Below are 24938 nucleotides of genomic sequence, written 5' to 3' on the forward strand. Positions count from 1 at the left end.
GGTTGATGGTGTCGTCATCGTGCCCAGCGGGGCGCTGCGCCACAATTGGCGCACATGACAAGCATCGACAAGATTTCGCCAACGACGACGGGGCCGCTTGTCGTCGCGCCGGTCTACGACGGCCTGTGCACCTTCGAGTTCGCCATTGCCGCCGAGGTCTTCGGCCTGGCGCGGCCGGAGATGGGCCTGGGCTGGTATCGCTTCGCCAGTGCCGCCATCGAGCCCGGGCCGCTGCGCGCCCACGGCGGCTTGAGCGTGACGAGCGACGGCGGCATCGAGCTGCTGGACCAGGCCGACCTCATCGTCATGGCCGGCTGGAAGGGTGCCGACGTGCCGGTGCCCGAGGCGCTGGCCAAGCGGTTGCGCAAGGCCTGGCAGCGCGGCGCGCGGCTGGCGTCGATCTGCTCGGGCGCTTTCGTGCTGGCCGCCACCGGCCTGCTGGACGGCCGCCGCGCGGCCACGCACTGGCGCTATGCCGACAAGCTGCGCGAGCGCCACCCGGCCATCGACATCGATGCCGGCGTGCTCTACGCCGAGGAGGACCGCGTCTTCACGTCGGCCGGCAGCGCGGCGGGCATCGACCTGATGCTGCACCTCGTGCGCAGCGACTTCGGCGTGGAGGCGGCCAACAGCGTCGCCCGCCGCCTCGTCATGCCGGCGCACCGGGGCGGCGGGCAGGCGCAGTTCATCGAGCGACCGGTGCCGCGCGACCGCACGAACCGGCTGTCCGGCCTGATGGACCTGGTGCGCGCCGACCTGCGCGCGCCATGGACGCTGGAGCGCATGGCCGTAGCCAGCGCCATGAGCCCGCGCACGCTGTTGCGGCGCTTCACCGAGGCCACCGGCCAGTCCCCCGGCGACTGGCTGATCGCCGAGCGCGTGGCCGAGGCGCAGCGACTGCTGGAGGCCAGCAGCCTGCCCGTTGAAAGCATTGCGGCCGAGGCGGGCTTTGGCAGCGTGCAGTCGCTGCGCCACCACTTCCAGGCCCGGCTGGGGCTGGCGCCGCGGGCTTATCGGAGCAGTTTTGGGGTGGCGCGGTAGGGATGCGTCTTGGAAGACGTGCGTGGGCCGGAAGACTGCTTCGGCTGCAAGCTGGCCTGCGCCTCGGCGCGTTCGCTGACAGCTTCCGACCCGTTGCAGCCGCAAGGTCAAGCGTCGCGGGCGTCCGCAAAGTGCCCAAAGCCGAAATTCGAGATCTGTACCGATAGACGGCCCGACAGCGGCTGCAGTCGTTCGCGTCCCCGAGCTGAGCCCACAGTACGCGGCACGAACCAGTCATCGACTCATCCGTCCGGTCGCCGTCTTCAATGACCGGTCTCGGGGCTGGTGCTGTCATCCAGCTTTCGTGGGCGGCATGTCGCACCGTCAACTGGCAGTCGAATTCGCGACTTTTGGCCCGCCCATCGCGGCCGGGGATGTCGCTGCGAGCCAAGGAACTTGAGCGCGGGGCTGCTCGCTTGCCGGCACCAGCCCGACTGCTCAAGACATACCCACTTCTAGTTCCTACCCGCGCTCGAACTCTCCGCGTTCATAAACGATGCCCAATATTTCGTCATCCCAAAATTTAAGGATAGGGTTAATCTTGGGCGACACAGCTTTCATATTGCGGCATTACAAGCTAAAACATCGCCTGCATCTTAACTGCAATCAACCTACGCGGAGGACAACATGGCAACAGCGCGTCGTGTCAAGACAGACCATTTGATTCAGGCCGATGTTACTGATTCGAAAGCCAAGGCTGGCATTTGGTTTAGTGAGCAAAAGGGTTTTAAATCAAAGCAGAAGAAGGTCATGGAATGTATCGCGAGCAAGGTCGACTGGATAAAACTTCCCGGTGCGATCTTGGCCATATCGCAGAAGCCCCATGGCATCGTCGTAATTGCGCCGAATCCGTCCCTTCCAGGAATCATTGTCCTCGCCGATGGAACCACAAAATCAAATACCGAGGCGCTTCAGCGGCGCTACACGAAGCTCATTGAGGAATGCACCAAGAGCCTAAGCATCGCCACCGAGAAGACAGAAACCAAGAATTAACTATGGACTCGGCGACAAACGATCTTTTGTGGAGTCGCTATCCGGTCTTCAATTCCGGGAGTGATTATGTTGTTCTTGATGCGGTCTCACTTGAAAGTGTTTTCCTCAACTCAAGTGAAATCAAGTCACTAAACACGGGGAAGGATTCGGCAGCCAAACGCCTATTGACTGACCTAGGCTTCTCGGAACTTGAATCCATCAGGACCAACCGCGACTCTTTACTGCTTCGACTCGCCAATTCGCAGCCCCGGTCAGCGCCGGAACGAGTATGTGGATTTCGTATTGTCGTCACCGACAAATGCAATATGGATTGCAAGTACTGCTTTGTCCAGACCAATACAGGCGCCAAAGATATAACCCAAGAGGAACTGGAAGAGGGATTAACCTTCCTTTTTGAGTCTAACCAAGGGAGAGACAAGGTTTCCATTCAATGGTTTGGCGGCGAGCCAACAATTCGTTTTGATCTAATGGAGTACGGTGACCATTTCGCACGCAGTCTCGCAAAGAAATTAAAAGTGCGCGGAGTACAACATACCGTTGTAACAAACGGCATGCGGATAACTGATAAAATGCTCTCCCATTTTAAGGAGTTTCATTATGGCGTCGGAGTCTCATATGACGGCCCGCCCGCAATCAATCAGAAATATCGAACTCTTTTGAACGGCACTCCGGCCGACTCCAAGATCGAACGAAGCATCTCAAAGCTGGTAGGCGCCGGCGACATATTGGTTGGATTGAATATAACTCCCACGCCATTTAACTACGACAACCTAAATCAAATAGTCGAGTACGGCATATCATCGCTAGGCGTACGTTTTCTCTATGCAAACACACCAATTCCCGCGACTGGGAAATGGGAAGTTCCCGGAAAAATACTAGCAGAAAGCTTAGTGAATGCTCGTTTCAGAGCACTTCAGCTTGGAGGAATCTTCCACTCTGCAGCTGACCGTGTGTATCAAGCACTAGACGCTCGTCGATCAACTGCATATGAGCACTTGCAAGCTGGCAATGCAATAGTTGCTGCCTTGTTGCCAGGATCGAAAATAAGCATATGCGATATCAATTGGAAAAATCCGGAATTTATATTTCCAATAGAAAAGATTCGCGCTGACAGTTCGCTGTTAACTCGACTAAACAAAGAAATTGCACCGTATAGCGATTGCGAGCGATGTCCGGCCATAGCGGTTTGCGGTGGTCCAAGTAAGAACGACGCATTTCTGACGTCCATTGATCTCCCAGACCCAGAGTTCTGCGCCTTTTATCAACGATTGGTGGAGTTGGCGCTTTGGGATGACACCGGTCTTCAGTGAGACGAAATGAGACGCACCGCGCTGATATCTGTTTCCGAACGCTGTCTGATTGGATGTACGTTTTGCTTCCGTGCCGACACTGGTCGAGCGGATATGTCGGTGGCAACGTATTGTCGTGCGCTTACTCGCTTGCGCGATATTGGTGTAACTGCAATCTGTCTCACTGGCGGTGAGCCGACACATCATCCCCGTTTTGCGCAGTTTGTGCGAATTTCGCACCAGTACGGAATTTCCGTATCCATCATAACTGCCGCCGGCAATGCCATTGGTGAAAAGCGGCTAAGTCGCATGTCGCGACTGCTTGAGCGTGTGACCGTATCGGTCGACTCCAGTGCCGTTCAGAGAATTGGGCGCACTTCACGAACGCTTGAATCCGGCAAGCGCTTGCTTGAGGCGTGTTCTGAAGCCAACTCTAGAGCGATTAGCTTCTCTTTTTACGACCTAAATGGCAATGAAGTTGACGACGTATATAGAAGTGTGAAGGCGTCTCAGTGTTCCATCGAGTTCTCGCCTTTGGTATTTTCAGAAATTCAAAGGAATAGAAGCTTTCCAAGGTACAGCACCGATGTGCTACGCGAAGATATCAAGAAATTGGAGGCTAGATTTCTTCTACCTGTTGAATTTTACCAAGGACTCGAGAGTAGATTGAGCCCCCCCTCACAAGGGCGATGTTGCGGCAACCAAATCTACATATCACCTTCTGGTGAAATCCGTCTATGCCCCTATGGGAAGTCGCTTGCTTCAGTCTTTGACGATCCTGCCACGGTGAAAGAAAATACGAAGAATGGCTACTGCTCTGCAGATGTTAGATGCAGCTTCTATTGCGCCGCGAAAAATCGGTCTAGTGATAGGCACAATGCGCCTAGCAGGGGTATTCGATGGTCTGAAGGTGCGCCCCCGCAGCCGACACAACGTACAGCGATTTTTATCGCGAGCGATTGATTTTGGCTTTCGCTCATTTGATACCGCGCCAATATACTGCCGTGGCATCGCGGAGGAGGCGCTTGGCGATTTTTCCTCAGAGGATCTGGCGATCACAACCAAGGTCGGCGTTAACATTGATTCCACGCTGCCTCAATTAGCATACTCATACAGCGAGTATTGGAGAAGTCTGGAGGGGAGCCTGACCAGGCTTCGTAGATCGCGCGTCAGTTGTCTACTTTTGCATAATCCGGCGGTGCGGCAGGTTCGTTCGGATGATTTTCTTCGGTTCTGTGAAGACGTGTTACGGCAAGGAATTTCTCATCGCGTGGGATGCTCAGTCAGCGATTCTGTAACATTTCGAGCGGCAGTCGAGCTCTCGCCTAATAGCGACATAATGATAAGCAGACAGCTCCTGAATAGCCCATCTGTGCTGAATCGAAGCCGCAAAGCCGGTCAACGAATATTGGTCCGTACTCTATTTGGCGGGACATTTGCTAACACTCCGGCACGTATTCAGCCGTCGCAGATAGTGAATGAGGCGATCAGCACTTTGAGGGGTGCGCTACCCTTAGCTCAGTTGGTAATCGCACCTCATACGCTAATCCAATTGACTGCGTACAAGGATGACATAAATTCTGCATCTCAAGGCGGAATGGCGGGCTTGTGACAAGGTCACCGCCGGCAACTGACCAACATCAATGCTGATTGGTTCCAACGTGCGCATTGAGGCGGCGGATTCACTCGGCGTCCGTTAGTCTCTGGCGCCGAGGCTTAGGCGCAGATACCAACTCAGAACCCACGGTCTTGACGGCACGCCCCAGCAGTGCGTGTTGTTCGATATTTGCAGCCGACAGCTTATCCGGGAGGACAAGACCGTATGCCTCTACATGTTCTTCACCTTCGCACGAGGGCGTCACACTTCCACCCAGACGCCTGTTCAGCCACTGATAGAACACGTCATGGTGCCAGTACGCATGCCTGGCGACAATTTCTGCGGACGTAGCTCGCCGCGCTCCAGGTCGTTTGATATGGTGCGCTTGCAGACCTTGAGAATTGCCGTGCCGTCGTTGCGAGAAAGCGCTTTGAAAGGAGAGCTGCCGTTGATCCCGGCCGCACCTCACTCTTTGGTCGGCTGAGGCAAGACCAACTCTCAAGGTCCGGTTCCGGTGGTGGATCAGTCATGCAACTGCGAAACCGTCAAACGACCGGTGCTGGCAGCAGCGGTCGATGGGCCGCCGACACTGGATGCCAGCCCCAGCCTCCTGCTGCCACCCGGTCATTTTCGGCTTTGGGCACTTTGCTGCCGTCCAATGGCACTGACGAGCGACGGCTCCTGGCCGAGACGTCAAAGGCGGCTAGCCGCGTCGCTGGTCGAGGCGCGCCACGTTGCAGCGATGCCCCTTAAGCGCGTTAGACCCTGCGGCGGATCCTCATGGCAAACATCAGACCTAGGCCGGCACACAGTAGAGCATGGGGTGCAACTTCCGGAACTGCGCTGACTCTGAAGCCAAGGTCCATTTCGTCGAATCGATTCCAGTTGCCGTTGAATCCCTGCCATTCTTCGCCGAGTGGCATCGGGGCGCCCCATGGCATGTTTGCCGAAAACCAGTCAGGTGAGCCAATTGTGAAACCGTATGTGCCCGCAGGGACTGTCCAGTTCAAGCCATCAATGCCTACCCATTCGAAGGGGAAGGCCGTTGGCCAGGGAACGGCTTTCTGCGCGCTGAAGAGCAGCGGGCCGGTGGGCGAACCCGCGTGCAACGACACGGCCAAGGTGCCACCTCCGAACACGACCATGAAGCCTTCGATTGCCGAGATAGTCGTTGATGAACTGACCGAGAACGACCCCCCAGTACTCACGGTTCCGTCTAACACGGATCCAAGGGGCGAAGACGTGGATCCAACGCCCGTGTTAGCCGGTTGACCCGTGTCCACGACGTACACCGCGTTCGCGGCGCCGGCAAAACTGAGTAGCAAGGCCAGCGCACCACAGCTCTTCACCGCAAACCCATTCATTGCATTTCTCCCTGCGTTTTGTGAGGCACGCAGAATACGACGCAGTCGAACTAGGGCATCCTGCGCACACCCCCCTGACTCGAGTGTTCGCAGCGCGCGCCGGCCCAATGCGACGCAGTGGGCGATTTCGCTGTAAAGCCGACGTGGGGAGTGTCAGCCGATCCAGACCGGCTTGAAGGTCTCGTTGGCCTTGCGGGCTTCGAGGGACCATCTCCCCTTCATGTGTGCGTGCTTCCGCGGGGTTCCCTACGAAGTGCCGTCGATGCAGCGGTCGCATATGCATCGTGGGCCGCTGAGTGCGTATCGAACGGGCCGATGCACAGCAGTGTTTCGTCGTGAGGAACTACGGCGACCCAGCGGTCGCCTTCGGGCACCACACCGATTACTTGGGCGGACATCATCTCGGCCGGATTTGCCTCGGCCTGTTCGTCGGTCCCACATCGCAGGTTGACACGGCGGTTACGCTCGATACTCCTTTCATGACCACCCTGGTTTTGTTGCCTGGCATGGATGGCACAGGCTCGCTGTTCGATCCCCTCGTAGAGGCGCTAGCTGGCAAGGTTCAAGTCGAGGTGGTGCGGTATCCATCGGCGCCACCGGCCGGGTATTCCGTACTTGAGCGCTTGGCGGAAGCAAGTCTGCCGGCCGAGGGTCCGCTGATCTTGTTGGGTGAATCCTTCTCCGGCCCGATTGCCATCTCACTGGCAGCGAACCACCCCGGGAGGGTCATGGGCCTCATCCTTTGCTGCACCTTTGTACGCAACCCGTACCCCGGTCTATCGCTGCTCAAGAACCTGACCGGGCTGGCCCCCGTCAAGGTGGTGCCCACGCGCCTTGCAGCGGCCCTGCTCTTGGGACGGTTTGAAACGCCAAAGCTCCGAGCTGCTCTTGGCTCAGCGCTGGCGGGTGTTTCAGCCACAGCGCTGCGATCACGTTTGAAGGCCGTTCTCTCGGTCGATGTCGCTTCGGACTTCGGTCGGGTCAGCGCTCCCATCCTGTACCTGCGTGCGAGCGAGGACCGCGTGGTCCCGGCCTCAGCGGGGGACATCATTCGTGCCATTCAGCCTGCGGCGCGCGTGGTGCAGATCTCTGGCCCACATTGCCTTCTTCAAGCGGCGCCAACCGAGGCTGCAAGGGCAATCCAGCAGTTCGTGCAGGCCGTCGGGTAGCCTGTGTGGCCGCTTCCGGCGTATTCGCGAACGGGTAGTCCCGGCCAGGAGCGGTCTGTGGTCAATGTCGGCTTGCTGTCGCGTCGACAGTCCAGCGGACACCTTGATCGCATGCTCGAATGTTGGGCAGAAATCGTTAACGATCCACCTACAACAAGTTAGACCCGAATGAACCTCCTTCGCCTTTCGGATCTCAGCAGCGCCGACCTTCTCAAGGTCTGGGATCTTGTGGCCAGTCCGCCAACGCAGTTGTCTGGCACGGTCGCTTGGTCCTTCGAGGGTAACGGCATCCGGACTCGAACGACTTTCATCCAGGCGTTCCGGGAACTTGGGTTGGCCTTTACTGAGCTGCCAAACTTCCTCAAGACCGGCGAGCGAGCTTGCGACCTAGCCGGTTACCTCGATCCGTTCTATGACATTTACGTGATCCGCGAGTCCAATCACGCGCGCCTGGCCGAATTCACAGAGGCCACTTGCAGGCCCGTGATCAACGCAATGTCCAATGTCGGCCACCCGTGCGAAGTACTCACGGATGCCTACTACGTCCACTCAAGACTGCTTCCGCTGGAGCGAGCTCGAATCTGCCTCTGGGGGCCGCCAACGAACGTGTTCCGTTCTTGGCATGAATTGGCCGGCGTACTCGGATTCACTGTCACGCACGTTTGCGACGCTCAGTTCCATGAACCAACGAGAAGCGTGACATTCACGGAGGAGTTGCCACCATTTGCCGACATCGTGATCACCGACGGGTGGCCCGCCGGTGCGGAAGGCTCTCGTAGGTCACTGACAGAAGCGCTCCTTGCCGAGATGGGTTCGCCCAAGCTGCTACCCACCCCGCCGTTCGCGATTGGGCGTGAACTTTCATTCGATCCGCTGGCGTACTCGGGCTTTGTTGGCTATCAGCAAAAGGAGCTCCTCTTGCCCGTACAAAGAGCCCTAATGCGGTATGCACTAAATGGCTAACCCTTCCACCGAGCGGACGTCTTCCAACGCGCTTCGCACGCTTCCAGCCGCCGCTCATGTTCAACGTTGAACGGCAGCTTTCTGGCTGTTCACTTCACCAAGGCCGACTTCCGCTCTCGGTCGGGATCACCCGTTCGACCCGTCAGGCAGCAGACATTCGTCGCGGGTTGGCGCGGTGAGCGGCGGCCAGGCCGCCTGGGTGGCTGCTTCACCCGCGACAGCGGTCATCACAGGTGGCAAGTCGACAGGTGAGCCGATGACGGCTTCGTGGCCTGGACCGAGAAGCCGGCTACTGGCCGCGAAAGACGGCAGTCGCTGCAAAGCGGTCTCTGAGCAGCCGCCACGAGCCACACCCGCCTACCGTCGCAACACCAACCCCTCCACCGCCTCATCCCCCAACGCCCTCCCCTCCGCCTCCAGCGCCGCGGTGATGTCGCTGCCCAGCAAGGCCCGGCCGGCGTCCAGCGCGCCGTCCAACGCGCGAAGTTCCAGTGAGTCCAGCGTCGTGTCGTTGGCCGTCCAGCGCGTACGCGCATGACCGGCGAGGCGGCAGGCGGCTTCGATGCGGCCGTGGGCCACCAGCAGCGGCAGGATGCCGAGCCAGGCCACCGTCGTGCCGAAGCGCCGCTGTGCGGCCAGGGACCGCGGCAGCAGGGCCTGCGCCTCGTCAAGCCGGCCCAGGCCGATGAGGGCTTCGACGAGGGCGTTCAGCACCCAGGGCAGGCTGCCGTTGCTGCCACTGCCGTCTGCATCCAGCACCTCCAGCAGGGCGCGGGTGCGCGTGGCGCCTTCCTCGAAGCGGCCCAGGCGCACCAGCGTCAGGCAGATGTTGTTCTCGGCCACCTGCACACGCTGTGACTGGCCGAGTTCGCGGGCGGCGAGCTGCTCGCGCTCCATGCAGGCGAGCAGTTCGGCGGTGTCGCGGCGCAGGCGGGCCACCACGGCCAGCGCGCCGTTCAGGCGCAGCCGCGTCGGGGCCGAGTCGTCGCCCGCGGCCAGCTCGCGCAGCAGCGTGCAGGCCTCGTCCAGCTCGGGCGCGTCCTCGGTGAAGGCGCGCACCCAGTGGGCCGCGGCGATGAGCAGTTCGGCGGGGTTGCCCAGCGGCCGCCAGAGGTCGACGGCCTTGCGCGAGACCGGCACGGCGCGCGGGTCGCTGCGGATGAGCAGCAGGTAGCCGAGCATGGACCACCACAGCGCCTGCACCTGCGGTGGCACCGCCTCGCCGCGGGCCTCCATCGCGGGCAGCAGCGACAGCATCCACTCCGTCACCTCGTGGCGCCAGACGGTGAACACCATCACCCGCGCGGCGCGGGCGCCGATCTGGGCGGCGGTAGCGAGGTCGTGCTCGCGCGCCCACAGGAAGGCCTCGCGGACGTTCTGCATGTCGGCCAGCCACAGCGCCGCATCGTCGCTGGGTGCAATCAGCGCCAGCACGGCCACGGCATGCCGGCGGCGTGCGGAATGGCCGTCGGCGTCGCCGAGCCGGGCCAGCGCATGGGCTCGCATCGTCTCCAGCAGGCGGTAGCGCGGCGGGTCCTGGTTGTCGAGGCTGACCAGCGAGCGCTCCACCAGCGTGGCCAGGCCGTCGACGACGTCCCAGCGGCTGGTGTGCTCGTCGCTGCTGAGCGTGACGGCCAGGTCCAGCGTGAAGCCGCCGGCGAACACGCCCAGCGCGCGATAGAGGCGCTGCTCGGCCGGCTCCAGCAGGCCGTGGCTCCAGTCCAGCGCGTCGAGCAGGTTGCGGTGGCGGGCCGATGAATCGCGCCGGCCACGGGACAGCAGCGCGAAGCGCTCGGCCAGCGCGTCGTGCACGGCCTGCAGGCCCATCAGCGGCACGCGCGCGGCGGCCAGTTCCAGCGCCAGCGGCAGGCCGTCAAGCTGCCGGCACAGCGCGGCGAGCAGCGGGAGCGACCTGGCGGACACGTCGAAGCGTGCGTCCACCGCGCGGATGCGGGCCACCAGCAGCGCCAGCGCGCCCTCGCGGGGGTCGGGGCCGTCGACGCCCTCGGCCACGGGCAGCGGCTCCAGGCGCAGCAGGCGTTCGCCGGCCACGCCCAGCGGCAGCTGGCTGGTGACGAGCAGGCGCAGCCGGGGCAGCGTGGCCAGCTGGGCGGCCCACTCGGCGCAGACCGCGGCGAGGTGCTCGGCGTTGTCCAGCACCAGCAGCAGGTCGACGTCGGCCGGGATCAGGTTGAGCAGCTGGGGCAGCGCCTCGCCCGGGCTCAGCTGGCCGCCGAAGGCACGGACGATGCCATCGGGTAGTTGTGCGGGCAGCGTCAGCGGCGCCAGGTCGACCCAGGCACTGCGGCCCGGCCAGCGCGCCAGCGCCTCGCGCGCCAGGCTGCTCTTGCCCACGCCGGGGCTGCCGACGACGCTCACGCAGCCGGGCGCGGCGAGCGCCTGGCGCAGGCGGGCCAGGTCGGCGTCGCGGCCGAACAGCGTGGTCGTGTCGGACGCGGGCGGCGGCGCGGCGGCGGCCTGTGCCTCGTCGTGCCGCGCGGCGGTGAAGCGGTAGCCGCGCCCGGGCACGGTGGCGATGGCGTCCTCGCCCAGCAGGCGGCGCAGCGCGTTGACCTGCACGCGCAAGTTGCCCTCTTCCACCACCAGCCCGGGCCAGACGCGCTCGATCAGCTCGGCCTTGGTGAACAGATCGGCGGGGCGGGCGGCCAACGTAAGCAGCAGGTCCAGCGCGCGGCCGCCCAGGGCCGAGGGCTCGCCGTCCACCAGCAGCCGGTACTCCGCCGGGCGCAGCTCGAAGCGGCCGCCCGGGCCGAAGCGCAGCGGCTGGGTCGGCGGGTGGGCGGGTTCGGTGGCAGGCAAGGCGGCTCCGGTGATTGCGCCGGGCACTGTAAGGCCGCGGGTTTAACAACGTTGAACAACCATCGAACCGCGCCTGCCGCGAGCATTCGTCCCACAGCAACACGCCACCAGGAGCCGCAATGACCGAACCCGAAGTCTCCGTTCCCGCCATCATGCGCAACTACCACGAGGTGCTGCGCAACGACCTGGCCAAGGTGCTGGCGCCGCTGGCCGAGCGCGGCGACCTGGGCGGTTTCGCGCCGGCCTGGGCCGCATATGTCGACGCCATCGCCGTGCATGCGGCCATGGAAGACGGCGTGGAGGGCGCGGGCGGCGGCATCACGTCGATGCTGGACCTGCATTTCGACGGCGCTGCAAACGCAGCGATGTTCCGCGCCGAGCATGTCGACGAGCACGAACTGCAGGCCGCCGTGACGCGTGCCATCCCGCTGGGCGTCGGCGCGCTGCGCGATGCCTTCGCCGCCTACCGCGGCTGTGCCGAGGCGCACCTGCTGCACGAGGAGGACATCATGATGCCCCTCGTTAACCGCCTGCCCAAGGAAGGCAAGGCCGCCCTCTTCGCCCAGTGGTGCGTGTCGGCCGGCATCGCCCACGGCGGCTTCGACCACCTCGTGACCCACGGCGTCGCGTCACTGGCCGCGTTCGGCAGCACCAAGAACTCACCCGTCGGCGCCACGCGCGTGTTCGTGCACTCGCTCAAGACCGTCTGCACCCCCGAGCAGTGGGCGCGCTACGGCCCGATCGCCCGCCGCGCGATCCCGCCCGAGGTCTGGGCGGGCGTGCTGGCCGAAGTCCCGAGCCTGGCCGCCTGATTTCCATAGACCTGTTTCGATCAAGCTCATGCGGAACAGGCCCTTGCTTCCTTCCTATCATGGGGCCTGCTAACACTGCGGCAATGGGCCGCGAATTGCCGCAGTGTTAGCAGGCCCCACCCCCACCCAAGCCCCCAACGGAGACCACCATGTCCCTGCGCATCAACGACATCGCCCCCGACTTCACCGCCCAGACCACGCAAGGCGAGATCAAGTTCCACGACTGGATCGGCGACAAGTGGGCCGTGCTGTTCTCCCACCCCAAGGACTTCACGCCGGTGTGCACGACCGAGCTGGGCTATATGGCCAAGATCGAACCCGAATTCACCAAGCGCAATGCCAAGCTGATCGGCCTGTCGGTGGACCCGGTCGACAACCACCACCGCTGGGCCGCCGACATCGAGGAGACCCAGGGCCATCTGCCCAAGTACCCCATGATCGGCGACAGCGACCTGGCCGTCGCCAAGCTCTACAACATGCTGCCGGCCGATACCGAAGGCACCTCCGAGGGCCGCACGGCGGCCACCAATGCCACCGTGCGCTCGGTCTTCATCGTCGGCCCGGACAAGCGCATCAAGCTGATGCTGACCTACCCGATGACCACCGGCCGCAACTTCGACGAGATCCTGCGCGTGCTGGACAGCATGCAGCTGACCGCCAAGCACAAGGTCGCCACGCCGGTGAACTGGAAGCAGGGCGACGACGTCATCATTGCCGGCTCGGTAAGCGACGAGGACGCCAAGACGCTGTTCCCGGCCGGCTGGAAGGCGCCCAAGCCCTATCTGCGCATCACCAAGCAGCCCACCTGAGACCCGCACGCCTGGGCTTCCAGGCGGTGCAGCGGCGCGCTGTAGTAGGGGCTGACACCCGGTTGGGTGGCCAGCGCCGTGCGGGCCAGCGCGGCCCAGCGCGCGGCCTGGTCGCGGTCGCCAGCGCGCCAGGCGCACAGCGCGGCCACGCCGTGCAAGCGCGCGATCTGCGGCGCGGCCGGGTGGTGCGGCAGGCTCAACGCGGCGAAGAAGGCGCGCATGCGGGCCAAGCCGGCGCGGGCGTCCGGCTGCAGGCACTGGCCTTCAGCGCGCAGCAGCTCAGGCCCGGTGGCGAAGCCGGCCGTCAGCATGGCGTCCTGCGGCTTGACATCGTGGCGCGACGCCAGCGCCAGCGCCTGGCGGGCCAGCGCCGCGTCGCCACTGTCGACAAGGACGCGGGCGCGGGCCTCGCGCAGCACCTCTTCGTACCAGGCCGGGTCGTGCCCTGCGCCGCGCAGCGCTTCGGGCGCCGGCGCTTCGTCAAGAAAACGCAGCGCGCCGGCCATCTCACCCGCCATGCTGGCGTTCAGCGCCTGCTTGCGGATATCTCCGGCCAGCAGCGGATGCAGGCCCTTGCCGGCCACTACACGGGCCTGGCGGCGCAGCGCAAAGCGCTGGGCCGCCAACTCGTGCTGCCCGCGCTCCATGGCTGCATCGCCGGCACGGCCGTGCGCAATGGTCAGTTCGACCGGGCGGTGCAGCAGCCGCAGGCGCTGCGTGTAGTCGGCCTCCACCAGCGGCGCGCCCTGCGCCACATCGCCCCAGCTCAACAGCAGGTTGCCCAGATGCCCCTGCACCTGGGCGAGCAGCAGCGGCGGCACACCGTCGCCCAGGGCGCGCAGCCGTTGCAGGCAGGCCTCAAGCTCGGCGCGCACGCGCTCGAAAGGCAGCGACAGCGTCGTCGCATACATGGCCGACCAGACGTTGGCCGCGCCGACCTCCGCGCGCACCGCGTACAGGCCACCGCGCTCGCGCAGCGTGGCCAGAGCCGGCGCGAGCAGGGCCAGGGCGTCGTCGTGCCGACCCTGCTGGGCGGCCCAACGCGCGCCACGCAGGCCGGCCTCAGCGGCAGCCAGCGCGTCCTCGCCTGCAGCGGCGGCGCGGAACTCAACCAGGGCCTCGGGCTCATGGCCACGGCGGTTCAGCAGCTCGCCGCGCAGCAAGTGGCGCCACGCCTGCCCGGCGGCATCGGCTGGCGCGGGCAGGCGCGCCAGCAACGTCTCGGCCTCGTCCATGCGACCCAGATCGACGAGGGCACGCGCCTTCAACAGGCCGGTGTCCACGTCGCCGGGCGTGTCGGGCAGGGCCGCCAGCACCTCGTCCGGCCGCCCGGCGTCAAGCCGCGCACGCCCCAGGCGCTGCGCAGCCGCGCGTGTCTCGTCGGCCGGCGCGGCCTGGGCACGCAGCGAGGCCAGTTCACGCTCCCGCAGGTTGACGGCCAGTGGCGCGGCCCCCATGGTTTCGTAGGCATCGCCCAGCACGCGGTAGAGCCGGGCCCGCTGGGCGGGATCGCCGGCAAAGCGTTGCTCAATCAGCTGCGCACCGCGCTCCAGCAGCGGCACTTCGCCGTCACCGTGAGGATGACGGGCCTGCGGCTCGGCGCCAAAGCGGAACATCTCGGCGACGAACGTCGTGGCCACGTTCTCGCGCTCGGCGGCCTGAGCAGCGCGCTGGCGCTGGCCAGCCAATTGCACGGCCAGGGCGCCAACCACAACCAGCACGCCGCCAGCCAGCATCGCGGCACGACGGCGACGACGCAGCAACAGGCCCAACCGCCGCAGCGGCGCCGCAGGGCGCGCCTGCACCGGCTCCTGACGCAGCCAACGCTCGACCTCGTCGGCAAGCGCGTCGGCGCTGGCGTAGCGCCGGCCCGGCTCCGTCGCGCAGGCGCGGGCGACGACAGCGGCCAGGTCGGCATCGCCCGCCTCTGCCACCAACTCGCCCAGCATGACGCCCAGTGCATAGACGTCGACTTGCACGCTCAGCTCACCGCCCAGCAGCAACTCGGGCGCCGCGTAACGCGGCGTGCAGGCCGGCGGCGGCGCGCCCGGGCCGACGACGCCCAGCACGGCGGCGATACCGAAGTCCAGCAGATGCGGCCGGCCCTCGGCGTCGACCAGCACATTGGCCGGCTTCAGATCGCGATGCAGCACCAGGCGGCCATGGGCATACGCCAGCGTGCGGGCGATCGTCACGAACAGGCGCAGCCGCGCCGGCAGCGCCAGTCCGGCGGCCGCCTCGTCCAACGGCCGCCCCTCGACGTAGGCAATGGCCAGATACGGCCGCGGCTGGCCGTCGGGGCCGGGCTCCAGGCCGGCGTCGTACAAACGCGCGATGCGCGGGTGCTCCAGGCGGGCGACGAGACCGGTCTCCCGGGCAAAGGCCTCGCCGTCAGCCCAGTGCCCGCGAGGCAATTTCAGCGCCACCTGGCGCTCGAACAGGCCGTCAGCCCGATCGGCCAGCCACACCTCGCCCATGCCGCCGCGGCCCAGCGGGCGCAGCAGCCGATAGGGCCCGACACGCTCGCCCGCCCGCAGAGCGAGCGGTTCTGCCAGGCCTGGCAGCGCGGCGAGGAAGCCCTCGTGCTCCCCGGCGTCATGGCGATCCAACATCTGCGCCAAACGCTCGCGCAGCGCCCCCAGGGGCAGCGCCGCCAGCCAGGCCGGGCGCGCCGCGGGCGCCAGTTCCAGGCCCTCGTCCAGCAGTTGGCTCAGCGTGCGCAGCTCGTCGAAGGACATCGCAGTCATGCGCCGCAGTTTGCGGTCGGCAGGCCGCCCGTGCCGTCCCCAACTCGGTGGACAGCGGGCAGCCTGGCCTGCGCCGTTGCGTCAGACCGCCGTCATGACCGGGTCGATGAGGCGGCGCACGCCCGCAACCAGGACCTGTGCCGCTGTAGGTGCAGGCCTGCACAGGCGCATGGCCGAGACCGATGTCGCCGGCGGAGCGGGCCGGACAACATCAGCCTGTTGCACAGTTGCAGGAGACACCGCATGCCTGACCTGACCTCCGCCACCGAACTGGCCTCCCGGGCCAAGACACCCTTTCCCGGCGCCTCCGCCGAGTACGAGCAGGCCCGCAAGGCCCTGCTCGCCGAGGAGATCGAGTTCCGCCGCCACATGACGCGCCTGACCGAGCAGCGGCGCGCGCTGCCACCCGGGCCGGTCATCGCCAAACCCTACAAGTTCAAGGACGAGCAGGCCTTCGACGTCAGCCTGCTCGAGCTGTTCGGCGACAAGGACACGCTGGTAACCTACTTCTGGATGTACGGTCCGCAACGCGAGCGCCCCTGCCCGATGTGCACCAACTGGCTGGGCGCCGTCAACGGCAATGCCGCCGACATCAAGCAGCGCGTGGCGCTGAAGATCCTCGGCCGCTCGCCGGTCGAGCGGCAATACGCCTTCGCCCAAGAGCGCGGCTGGCGCGATCTCAACTTCGTGCAGACCGTCGGCGACGACTACGCCAAGGATCTTGGCATCCTGCAGCCCGACGGCAGCGAGTACCCGGCCCTCGTGGTGTTCAGGCGCGACGGCGAGCAGGTCAGGTTGTTCTGGGCCAGCGAGATGACCAAGGCCATGGGCGACCCCGGCCAGGACCCGCGCGATGCGCCGGACGTCGCCTCGCTGTGGTCCGTGCTGGACCTCACGCCCGAGGGGCGGGGCACCGATTGGTACCCCAAGCTCCAATACTGAAGCTCAGACCTCGGCCGTCACCGGGTCGATGATGCGGCGCACCTGGCTGACCTGGTCCGCCGGGAAGCCGCCTAGCCGCGCATGCTCACGCACCTTGGCCTCGTCTGGCGCGTTGTAGACGCAGTAGATCTTGTCGTCGGTCACGTAGCTGTGCACCCACTGGATGCTGGGGCCCAGGTCGCGCAGCACGCCGCAGGACGTGGCGGAAATGCCTTGCAACTGCTCGGCCGTGAGCTGACCGGCGCCGGGGATGTTTCTTTCGATGACGTACTTGGGCATGGAGAACTCCTGTTGAAGCGGGCCTGCCGGAAGTCGACCGGCCTGACGCCATCCTCTTTCCAGGGAGTGGGCGACGTCCTTTAGCCGGCTTGAAATCTGGCTAAATTCGACCCTTCGATGTCCACCAACCGATTCCGCTTCGGCGACTACAAGCTGCTTCCGGCCGAGCGCCTGCTGTTCCGCCGCGGCGCCGAGGTGGCGTTGACGGCGCGCGCCTTCGAGCTGCTGGTCGCGTTTGTCGAGAGGGCCGGGCAACTGCTGGCCAAGGACGAGCTGCTGCGGCGCGTCTGGGCCGGTGTCGTCGTCGAGGAGAACAACCTCGCCGTGCAGGTCGGCGTGCTGCGCAAGCTGCTCGGCGCCGAGGCCATCACGACCATCCCCGGCTTTGGCTACCGCTTCGCGCTGCCGGTGCTGGATGTGGCCGAGGCCGCGCCCAGCGAGCCTGGCCTGGGTGCCCGCGGCCGTCTGCCGGTGCGTCTGCCGCCGCTGATCGGCCGCGAGACTGAGCTGGGCGAGCTGCAGGCCATGCTGCGCGACCAGCCGGCCGTCACGCTGTGCGGCGGCCCAGGCGTCGGCAAGACGCGGCTTGCGCAGGAGCTCGCGCTGAGCCTGCGCGGCGACCACGCCGACGGGGCCTGGTGGGTGGACCTGACGCTGCTGCGCGAGGACGAGCCCGTCGTGGCCGCCGTGGCCCGCGCGCTGGGCCTGCCACCCGGCCCGGACCCGCTCGCGACGCTGGCGGCCAAGCTGTCGGCGCTGGCGCTGCTGATCGTGCTGGACAACGCCGAGCACCGTGCCGCGGATGTCGCCGAGCTCGTCTCGACGCTGGTGCGCGACACCGAGCGGGTCAGTCTGCTCATCACCAGCCAGCTGCCGCTGCAGGCCCAGGGCGAACGCGTCTACCGCCTGGAGCCGCTGCCCCTGCCCGACGCCGTGCGCCTGCTGGCCGCGCGCACCGGCGCGGCCGAAGCGGGCGTCAGCCACCGGGCCGAGGAGATCTGCGAGGCGCTGGACTGCAACCCGCTGGCCATCGAGCTGGCCGCTTCGCGCCTGGATGTGCTGGGGCTGGACGGCCTGGCCGCGCGGCTGCACCAGCGGCTGACGCTGCTGGCTCCCAGCGATGCGCGCAGCCCGTCGCGCCGCAATGCGCTGGCCGAAGCCCTGAGCTGGTCGCACGAATTGCTGGCCGAGCGCGAACGCCTCGTGCTGCGCCGCCTGGCCGTGTTCCCGGGCAGCTTCTCGCTGGAAGGCGCAGCCCTGGTGCTGGCCGACGACAAGCTGCCTGCCGCAGCCGCGGTGGCCGCAGTGCTCAGCCTGGTCGAGCGATCCCTCGTCAGCATCGACCGCGGCACGGCGCAGCGGCGCTTGCGCTTGCTGGAAACCATGCGCCTTTTCGCGCTGGACAAGCTCGCCGCCGCCGGCGAGACGGCGTTGGCCCAGGCCCGCCACTGCGCGGGGCTGCGCTGGCTGCTGGACGACGCCTACGAAGAGTCATGGCGGCTGCCGTATGCCGCCTGGAAATCGCGCTATGAACCCGAGTTGCCCGGGCTGTGGGCAGCGCTGGCATGGGCCGGCGAGCACGACTTGACCGGCGCCGTGGCCCTGTTCGGCGCCGCCGCGCCGCTGTGGATGCCCCGCGCCACGCAGGCCCGCCCGCATGCACTGGCGCTGGCCGCGCGGCTGGCGGACGACACCACCATTGCAAAGCCGGAGCTGGCCCGTTTCTGGTCGGCCTGCGCGCGCTGTCACAGCGCCATCCACCCGGGCCTGGCGCGCGACGCCGCCGAGCGCGCCGCCCGGCTGTACCGCGAGCTGGGCGACGAGCGTGGCGAATACCTGGCCCTGGTGGAGCACGCCTTCAACTGGCGCGTGGACGGCCCCGAAGCCCGCGCCGCACTGGCCGCCGCGCGCACGCTGGAAAGCCCCGGCTGGCCGGCCGCCGTGCTGGAGCGCGGCCTGACGACCGAGGCCGTGCTGCATCTGACCTCAGGCCGGCACGAGGAGGCCCGGCGTTGCTACCAGGCGGCGCTGGCGCTGTGCGAGCGTGGTGGCTTTGACGCCGGCGTGATGCGCGCCCGGCTGAACCTGGCCGACCAGGCCCGTGCCGCCGGTGAGCTGGACCTGGCCGTGCAGCTGGGCGAGGCGCTGCTGGCCGAGCCGGGCGATGCCGGCGACCTGGCCTGCTTGGCCACCATCATGGGCAACCTGATCGGCGCGCTGGTCGCACAGGGCCGGTTCGAGCGCGCCCGCGAGGTGGCGCGGCAAGCCCCAAGCCGCCTGGGTCGGCTGGCGGTGGATGACCAACTGTGGGTGTCGCTGGACGCGCTGGCGCTGCTGCATCTGCAAGCCGGCCGCACGGCGCTGGCCGCGCAACTGGCCGGCGCGGCGGACCGGGAGTTCGAGGCTCACGGGCAGATGCAGCGCCAGCCCAACGAGGCTGCCGACCGCGCGACACTCGCGGCAGAGCTGGCGGAGCGGTTCAGCACGGAGGACGTGGAACGGCTCGCGCAGGAAGGTCGGCGCATGAAGCTGTCCGACGCGATGCGCGCGGCCTTCGAGCTGTGACTCAGGCAGCGAACAGGCGCGTCGCCAAATCGTCGGCCGAGTTCACGGTGCGCAGCTCGGCATAGGCCGCTTCGGCCTCGGGGTAGGCGCGCTTCAGATAGTGCAGCCACTGCTTGAGTCGACCGCCCTGATGCTTGGCGGCGACCGTGGCACGCACCTGGTCGAAGAAGACCTGCATCAGCGGCAGCAGCTCGCGCCAGGGCACCGGGTCTGCGCGCGCGCCGGCGACACGCAGCGCCAGGCCCGGGTCGGCCACCATGCCGCGGCCCAGCATCAGGTGTTCGCAGCCGCTGCGCTCGCGGGCCAGCTCGGCATGCTCGACGGTCCAGATCTCGCCGTTGGCAATGATGGTGATGGGCACGGCCTCGCGCACGGCGGCGATGCGCTCCCAGTAGGCCGGCGGCTTGTAGCCATCAGCCTTGGTGCGGGCATGCACGACGATCTCCTGGGCGCCCGCGTCGTGAATAGCGCGGGCCACGTCGAGCGTGCGGCTGTCATCCATATAGCCCAGGCGCATCTTGGCGGACACCATCACGTCCATCGGCACCGCACGGCGCACGGCCGAGACGATCTCGTGGATCAGCTCGGGTTCGTCCAGCAACACGGCACCGCCACGGTGGCGGTTGACGCACTTGGCCGGGCAGCCGAAGTTCAGGTCGATGCCCTCGGGCTTCAGCTCGGCAAGTCGCCCGGCGTTCTCGGCCAGGCAGGTCACGTCGGAACCCAGCAACTGCGGATGCACCGGCACGCCGGCAGCCGTGCGCCCACCGTTCCTCAGCTCCGGCACGATGCGCGTGAACACGCGGCCGGGCAGCAACTGGTCGGTCACGCGGATGAACTCGGACACGCAGCGGTCCACGCCGCCGACGCGCGTGAGCACGTCGCGCAGGATGTGATCCAACAGCCCTTCCATGGGCGCCAAGAGGATCATTTCGACTCCTCTTGGTTCATCAAATAGAGCCGCAGGTCGAACTCGAGTTGGAAGTAGTCCGGCTCCATGTGCTGGCAGAGCTTGTAGAAGGGCTTGTTGTGCTCCAGCTCCCGAAGATGCGCCAGCTCGTGCACGACGATCATGCGCAGCAGCGCGGCCGGCGCCTCCTTGAACAGCGTGGCCACGCGGATCTCGCGGCGCATCTTCAGCTTTGAGCCTTGCACCTGGGTGCGGCGGGTGTGCGTGCCCAGCGCCTGCTGCAGCACGCGCAGCTTGGCGTCATAGCCGACGAAATTCAGCGGCTCGGCATTGCGCAGGTGGCGGGCCTTGAGCGCCTGCACGTAGTCGAACAGGGCGCCATCGCTGCGCACCTCGTGGCGCTCAGGCAGGCGGCGGGCGAGATGGTCGGCCAGGCGGCCGTCCAGCCGCAGCTGTTCGGCCTGGGCAATGAGTTCGGGCGGGTAGCCAGCGAGGTAGCGGGCGGCAAGCATGCAGTCGGGATTCAAGGCGCGGCGCATCGAGTGCGCCGCGCGGGTAGCGAGGTCAGGCGACCAGCGCGTTCAGCTGGTCCAGGCTCGCTATTGTCGCGAGGCAGGCGCGTGCCACCTCCTGGCCCTTGGTGGAGAAATGCTCGGCAAAGAAGCGCTTGTGCTCGCCATGCTCATGAAAGTGGTGCGGCGTCAGCACGGCGGAGAAGACCGGCACGTCGGTGTCCAGTTGCACGTCCATCAGCGCCTGGATGACGGTCTGGGCGACGAAATCGTGGCGATAGATTCCGCCGTCGACGACGAGGCCGCAGGCGATGACGGCATCGAAGCGGCCGCTGCGCGCAAGACGCTTGGCATGCAGCGGGATCTCGAAGGCGCCGGGCACGTCGATGACCGTGACCTGTTCCGCGGGGATTCGACATCGGTCGAATTCATGCCGAATGGCCGACACGGCGACGCCGACGATGTCCTTGTGCCAGCTGGCGGCCACGATGGCCACGCGCGGCAGGCGGGTCAGGTTGAAGGTGGGATTGAGGGTCTGATTCATGGTGTCCTCTTGAAAGACGGTTTTTCCAGAATCAGGGCAAGCGCACGCAGCAGCGGCGTGCCCGCTCAAGCAAGCACGCCGACGCTCCGCGATCTCTTTCATCCGGACTGTGACCGTCGGCCCTGGCATCGCACCAGGTCTGCTGACCCCGACAGCCGAAACCATCGGGCGCTCGCGGGCTCGTGCTTGCGCACATACCGCCGGTGGGGAATTTCGCCCCGCCCTGAGAACGCTGCCGGTCTTGGGCCTGTTCCCCCAATGGCAATGGGCCGCGAAGTCCAGCCGCCAGGGTCAATCAAGGCGCGGCACGCCGCCCGCACTCATGTGCGGGCAAGTGGCGCAACGCCGAGTGGCCCTGGCGGCTGGCCTTCCCTAAGGGTTGTGCCCATAAAGGCCGCGCGCTGCATTGCAAATCCTCGCCGGATCTTCAATCCGGCTGCGGTTTGCGCCTTGCTCGCGGCCTTTATGGGCGCAACGCGACCCGTTGCCATTGGGGGAACAGGCCCCGCCGGCACACGGATGCTAGCGGTGCTGACGGCATGATGGCGGTCATGTCCGAGACAGCCCTATTTCGCGTGACCTTGCTGCCCGGTGGCGAGAGCTTCGACTGCGCCGCCGACCAGCCCCTGATGCTGGCCGGCCTGGCCGCCGGCGTCGCGCTGCCCTGGTCCTGCCGCAACGGCACCTGCCGCACCTGCATCTCGCAGCTGCTGCAAGGCCGCATCGAGCACAACATTCCCTGGCCCGGCCTCTCCGCTGAAGAGAAGGCCGAAGGCTGGGTATTGCCCTGCGTGGCCTGCCCGCGCAGCGACGTCGTGCTGCAGTGGGTGTGACGACTACTTTCTGGGCATGACGAGCTTGTTGCCGCCCTGGATCAGCGTCACCGAAGCGGCCTGGCCCTCCTCGGCGCCGAAGTCGAGCTGGGCGTCGACCTGGGGCACATGCACGCGGCGCGGCGTGCTGGCCTTCAGCTCGAAGGCCGGCTGGCCAGGTGCCTGGCCTTGCAGACGGCCCTGGTCGTCGATGAAGACCTTGACCGCGAATTGCGGCGAGCTGTAGTCGCCCACCAGGGCCTGCATCTGGGCCGGCGTGAGCGCCATGAAGGCGATCTCGCTCGGCAGCTCGCCGCTGCGCGCCCAGCGCTCGACGTCGGCGCTCTCGCCATTGTTGAAGACACGCGCCGCCACGGCCTTGCCATCGGCACCACGCTCGATCTGCAGCTCGGTCAGTGAGTCGGGAAGGGCGAACCGGTCATTGCCCAGCGCAATCAGCGCGGTGCTGCCGCCGCCGCTGCGCTGGCTGTGCAGCACGCCGTCCTTCACGCGCAACATGCGGGTCTGCTTGTCCTCGCGAACAAACACGCCCTCGGCGGACTTGAGCTGCTCGGCGGCCACGGCCACGGCCTTGGGCTCGGCAAAGGGCTCGCCGACGGCGAAGGCGGCCAGCTTGCGGGCCACCAGATCCATGGAGAAGCCGGGCCCATCGCTGTTGCGAAGGATGACGATCGTCGTCTGGCTCTGCGGCAGGTAGTTCAGCGTCGACACGAAACCATGGATGCCGCCGCCATGCATCAGCATCGGCTGGCCGCGCAGCGTGGCGGTGGTGATGCCAAAGCCATAGTGCGAGGGCTTGGCCGGGCCTTCGGGCGTCGTCATCCGCTCGTAGCTGGCTTTGCTGATGAGCTTGCCGCCATGCAGCGCCTGGTTCCAGCGCCACAGGCCTTCGGTATTGCCGATCAGTGCGCCGGCCGCGTGGGGCTGGGTCATGCTGAGGAAGCCGGCTGGCGCCACCTCGCGCTGGGCATTCAGCGTGTAACCCTGGGCCATGCCCTTGAAGAGCCTGTCGCCAGCCTGGTAGTGCACGCTGGTGATCTGCGCCGACTTGAGCAGCAGCTCGTCGATGGACTGGTGCCAGCTCCTGCCCGAGATGGCCTCGACGACGGCGCCGAGCAGTACATAGCCGGAGTTGTTGTAGGCCCACTTCTCGCCGGGCGGGAAGTCCGCCGGCAGGTCCTTGAACTCCTTGATCAGCTCGGCCGTGCTGAGGTCGCGGCGCACCGGGTTGCCCATATAGCCCGGGATGCCGGTGTAGCTCTTGACGCCCGAGGTGTGGTTGAGCAGCTGCAGCAGCGTGATCTGGCTGCCATTGGGATAGTCGGGCAGGAATTTGGACAGCGGATCATCGAGCTTGGCCTTGCCCTCATCGATCTGCTTGAGCAGGGCCGCGGCAGCGAACTGCTTGGTGACGGAGCCGATGCGCATCAGCTGGTCGGGCTGCAGGGGCACGCCGAGCTCGATGCTGGCCATGCCGCGAGCGCCCTTGTAGAGAAGCTGGTCACCGCGCGCCACCAGCACCGTGACGCCGGGGCCATCGCGTTTCAGCTTCTGCGCGTCGAGCAGCTGTTCGGCATAGGCCGTCATGGCCGCGGGCGTGGCGGGTTGGCCAGCGTGGGCCGTGCCGACCAGCAAAACAGACAGAGCGAAGGCGGGCGTGGCGTGTTGTCGCATGGCGGTGGGCAGGTGGTGAGACGCCGCGCAGCATGGCGTTTGGCGCGCGGCCCGGCAAGCCGGCGTGCGATGAACGGCACGAAAGAAGGCATGAGCCGCAGCGGCCATCCACAGCTCCTGTGGACAACACCGTGCACAGCCTGCGGGCGGCAAGCCCAAGTCCTTGGCACAACAGCGCTTTCCTTGCGCTGCCTCAGATTGAGGCAGACCGGCGCACGGGACAATCGCCGCCATGCATCGCACCATCTTCACAACCCCGGGGCTGAGCACCCTGCTGCGGGGTTTGTCCGTGGCCTGGCTCAAGCTGGCAGGCTGGACCGTTCAGGGCGAGCTGCAGCCCGAGGCGCGCAAGAGCGTCTTCATCGCCGCCCCGCACACCAGCAACTGGGACCTGCCCTACACGCTGTTCGCGTCCTTCGCGCTGCGCCTGACGCCCTACTGGATGGGCAAGGCTTCCATCTTCCGCTTCCCGTTTGGTGGGCTGATGCGCTGGCTGGGCGGCATCCCGGTGGATCGCGACAAGTCCAGCAATCTTGTCGCCGCCTCAGCCGAGGCCCTGCAGGCCGCCGACGGCCCGGTGCAGCTCATCGTGCCCCCCGAGGGCACGCGCAGCAAGACCATCTACTGGAAGACCGGCTTCTACTGGATCGCCGTCACGGCGAAACTGCCCATCGTCATGGCGCACATGGACTACCCGCGCAAGCTCGTTGGCCTCGGCCCGCTGTTCCGGCCGACCGGCGATGTCGACGCCGACATGGCCGAGATCAAGCGCTATTACGCCCAGTACAAGGGCAAGAACTCAGACCAGTTCACACACGAATGATGTGCCCCTCGTCCGGTCTCGCCACGCTGGACGCGGGCGAGCCCAGCCGGTCTTGCAGACCGCGCCGCGGCAGTGCCGCAGCTCTTCAGCAGGCATATTGCGCCCACTGGGCGCAATATGTCCGGCCTCAGCCCCCGAGGGGACGGCGATGCTCGCGGCATTGAGCCTCTCGCACATCGCCTGCGCGGGCCGGCTTGGGGCGGCCCGGCGCTCGGCCCGAATACCGAAACTACCTACTTCGCATAAGTGCAG

General features: G+C 66.1%; 21 protein-coding genes and 1 riboswitch. Of the genes, 13 read left to right on the top strand and 8 right to left on the bottom strand.

The window, feature by feature from the left end; all coding sequences use genetic code 11:
• Window positions 1-54 precede the first annotated feature (54 nt).
• The 5 genes from ftrA (at window position 55) to ASC91_RS30945 (ending at window position 4935) form a co-directional block, all read left to right on the top strand.
• Entirely contained in the window at window positions 55-1041 is a 987-nt protein-coding gene (gene ftrA, locus ASC91_RS17085; protein ID WP_056199039.1) for a transcriptional regulator FtrA, read from the top strand.
• 627 nt (window positions 1042-1668) lie between these two features.
• Entirely contained in the window at window positions 1669-2034 is a 366-nt protein-coding gene (locus ASC91_RS29515; protein ID WP_157281716.1) for a hypothetical protein, read from the top strand.
• A 2-nt stretch (window positions 2035-2036) separates the two neighbouring features.
• Window positions 2037-3344 (top strand): radical SAM protein, encoded by a 1308-nt coding sequence (locus ASC91_RS28880; RefSeq protein WP_162247806.1) that lies wholly within the window; start codon window positions 2037-2039, stop codon window positions 3342-3344.
• A 6-nt stretch (window positions 3345-3350) separates the two neighbouring features.
• Entirely contained in the window at window positions 3351-4286 is a 936-nt protein-coding gene (locus ASC91_RS30940) for a radical SAM protein (RefSeq protein WP_082532785.1), read from the top strand.
• The gene (locus tag ASC91_RS30945; protein WP_394326328.1) at window positions 4189-4935 is read left to right on the top strand and encodes an aldo/keto reductase; all 747 of its coding nucleotides are present in this window, start codon (window positions 4189-4191) and stop codon (window positions 4933-4935) included. Before ASC91_RS30940 ends, ASC91_RS30945 begins: the two co-directional genes overlap by 98 nt.
• Before the next feature lie 743 nt (window positions 4936-5678).
• Here ASC91_RS30945 and ASC91_RS29520 read toward each other — a convergent pair.
• Window positions 5679-6284, bottom strand: a complete 606-nt coding sequence (locus ASC91_RS29520; RefSeq protein ID WP_157281718.1) for a hypothetical protein — start codon at window positions 6282-6284, stop codon at window positions 5679-5681.
• Window positions 6285-6580: 296 nt separating this feature from the next.
• Here ASC91_RS29520 and ASC91_RS17095 point away from each other — a divergent pair, with 296 nt between their 5' ends.
• Both ASC91_RS17095 and ASC91_RS17100 read left to right on the top strand, forming a co-directional pair.
• Entirely contained in the window at window positions 6581-7453 is an 873-nt protein-coding gene (locus tag ASC91_RS17095) for an alpha/beta fold hydrolase (RefSeq protein WP_235532014.1), read from the top strand.
• Between the two features lie 168 nt (window positions 7454-7621).
• Window positions 7622-8416, top strand: coding sequence for an ornithine carbamoyltransferase (locus ASC91_RS17100; RefSeq protein ID WP_056199045.1), 795 nt, complete (start codon window positions 7622-7624; stop codon window positions 8414-8416).
• 357 nt (window positions 8417-8773) lie between these two features.
• Here ASC91_RS17100 and ASC91_RS17105 read toward each other — a convergent pair whose 3' ends face one another.
• Entirely contained in the window at window positions 8774-11236 is a 2463-nt protein-coding gene (locus ASC91_RS17105) for a winged helix-turn-helix domain-containing protein (protein ID WP_056199048.1), read from the bottom strand.
• A 119-nt stretch (window positions 11237-11355) separates the two neighbouring features.
• On the opposite strand from ASC91_RS17105, the gene ASC91_RS17110 reads away from it, so the two are divergent.
• Together ASC91_RS17110 and ASC91_RS17115 are read left to right on the top strand one after the other, a co-directional pair.
• Window positions 11356-12048: a hemerythrin domain-containing protein gene (locus tag ASC91_RS17110; RefSeq protein ID WP_056199051.1), complete on the top strand. Its 693-nt coding sequence runs from the start codon at window positions 11356-11358 to the stop codon at window positions 12046-12048.
• Between the two features lie 149 nt (window positions 12049-12197).
• Window positions 12198-12857, top strand: coding sequence for a peroxiredoxin (locus tag ASC91_RS17115; protein WP_056199054.1), 660 nt, complete (start codon window positions 12198-12200; stop codon window positions 12855-12857).
• Here the strand turns inward: ASC91_RS17115 and ASC91_RS17120 are convergent.
• Complete coding sequence (locus tag ASC91_RS17120) at window positions 12827-15604, bottom strand: serine/threonine-protein kinase (protein ID WP_082532745.1); 2778 nt, start codon at window positions 15602-15604, stop codon at window positions 12827-12829. The two genes, ASC91_RS17115 and ASC91_RS17120, sit on opposite strands and share 31 nt — an antisense overlap.
• Before the next feature lie 243 nt (window positions 15605-15847).
• Here ASC91_RS17120 and ASC91_RS17125 point away from each other — a divergent pair, with 243 nt between their 5' ends.
• Complete coding sequence (locus tag ASC91_RS17125; protein WP_056199059.1) at window positions 15848-16546, top strand: DUF899 family protein; 699 nt, start codon at window positions 15848-15850, stop codon at window positions 16544-16546.
• A gap of 3 nt (window positions 16547-16549) precedes the next feature.
• On the opposite strand, the gene ASC91_RS17130 is transcribed toward ASC91_RS17125, so the two are convergent.
• Window positions 16550-16825, bottom strand: coding sequence for a DUF4242 domain-containing protein (locus ASC91_RS17130; RefSeq protein WP_056199060.1), 276 nt, complete (start codon window positions 16823-16825; stop codon window positions 16550-16552).
• A 117-nt stretch (window positions 16826-16942) separates the two neighbouring features.
• Between ASC91_RS17130 and ASC91_RS17135 the strand changes: the two genes are divergently transcribed.
• A complete protein-coding gene (locus ASC91_RS17135; protein WP_056199064.1) occupies window positions 16943-19390 on the top strand; it encodes a winged helix-turn-helix domain-containing protein in 2448 nt (815 codons plus the stop codon).
• Window position 19391: 1 nt separating this feature from the next.
• Here the strand turns inward: ASC91_RS17135 and ASC91_RS17140 are convergent, their stop codons facing one another.
• From ASC91_RS17140 to ASC91_RS17150, 3 genes are read right to left on the bottom strand one after another with little or no spacing between them, the layout of a single operon-like run.
• The gene (locus ASC91_RS17140; RefSeq protein ID WP_056199066.1) at window positions 19392-20321 is read right to left on the bottom strand and encodes a tRNA-dihydrouridine synthase; all 930 of its coding nucleotides are present in this window, start codon (window positions 20319-20321) and stop codon (window positions 19392-19394) included.
• Entirely contained in the window at window positions 20318-20812 is a 495-nt protein-coding gene (locus ASC91_RS17145) for a YgjP-like metallopeptidase domain-containing protein (protein ID WP_056199069.1), read from the bottom strand. The genes ASC91_RS17140 and ASC91_RS17145 overlap by 4 nt, the downstream gene beginning before the upstream one ends.
• 52 nt (window positions 20813-20864) lie before the next feature.
• The gene (locus ASC91_RS17150; protein WP_056199072.1) at window positions 20865-21356 is read right to left on the bottom strand and encodes a 6,7-dimethyl-8-ribityllumazine synthase; all 492 of its coding nucleotides are present in this window, start codon (window positions 21354-21356) and stop codon (window positions 20865-20867) included.
• 86 nt (window positions 21357-21442) lie between these two features.
• Window positions 21443-21591, bottom strand: a riboswitch (FMN riboswitch).
• Between the two features lie 316 nt (window positions 21592-21907).
• Between ASC91_RS17150 and ASC91_RS17155 the strand changes: the two genes are divergently transcribed.
• Complete coding sequence (locus tag ASC91_RS17155; RefSeq protein WP_056199737.1) at window positions 21908-22189, top strand: 2Fe-2S iron-sulfur cluster-binding protein; 282 nt, start codon at window positions 21908-21910, stop codon at window positions 22187-22189.
• Window positions 22190-22192: 3 nt separating this feature from the next.
• On the opposite strand, the gene ASC91_RS17160 is transcribed toward ASC91_RS17155, so the two are convergent.
• Window positions 22193-23863 (bottom strand): serine hydrolase, encoded by a 1671-nt coding sequence (locus tag ASC91_RS17160; RefSeq protein ID WP_162247808.1) that lies wholly within the window; start codon window positions 23861-23863, stop codon window positions 22193-22195.
• Window positions 23864-24095: 232 nt separating this feature from the next.
• Between ASC91_RS17160 and ASC91_RS17165 the strand changes: the two genes are divergently transcribed.
• Window positions 24096-24686 carry a 1-acyl-sn-glycerol-3-phosphate acyltransferase gene (locus ASC91_RS17165; RefSeq protein ID WP_056199077.1) on the top strand — a complete coding sequence of 197 codons (591 nt, stop codon included), beginning with the start codon at window positions 24096-24098 and terminating at the stop codon, window positions 24684-24686.
• Window positions 24687-24938 lie beyond the last annotated feature (252 nt).

The organism is Pelomonas sp. Root1237, assembly GCF_001425055.1.
In the GTDB taxonomy this organism is placed as follows: Bacteria; Pseudomonadota; Gammaproteobacteria; order Burkholderiales; family Burkholderiaceae_C; genus Pelomonas.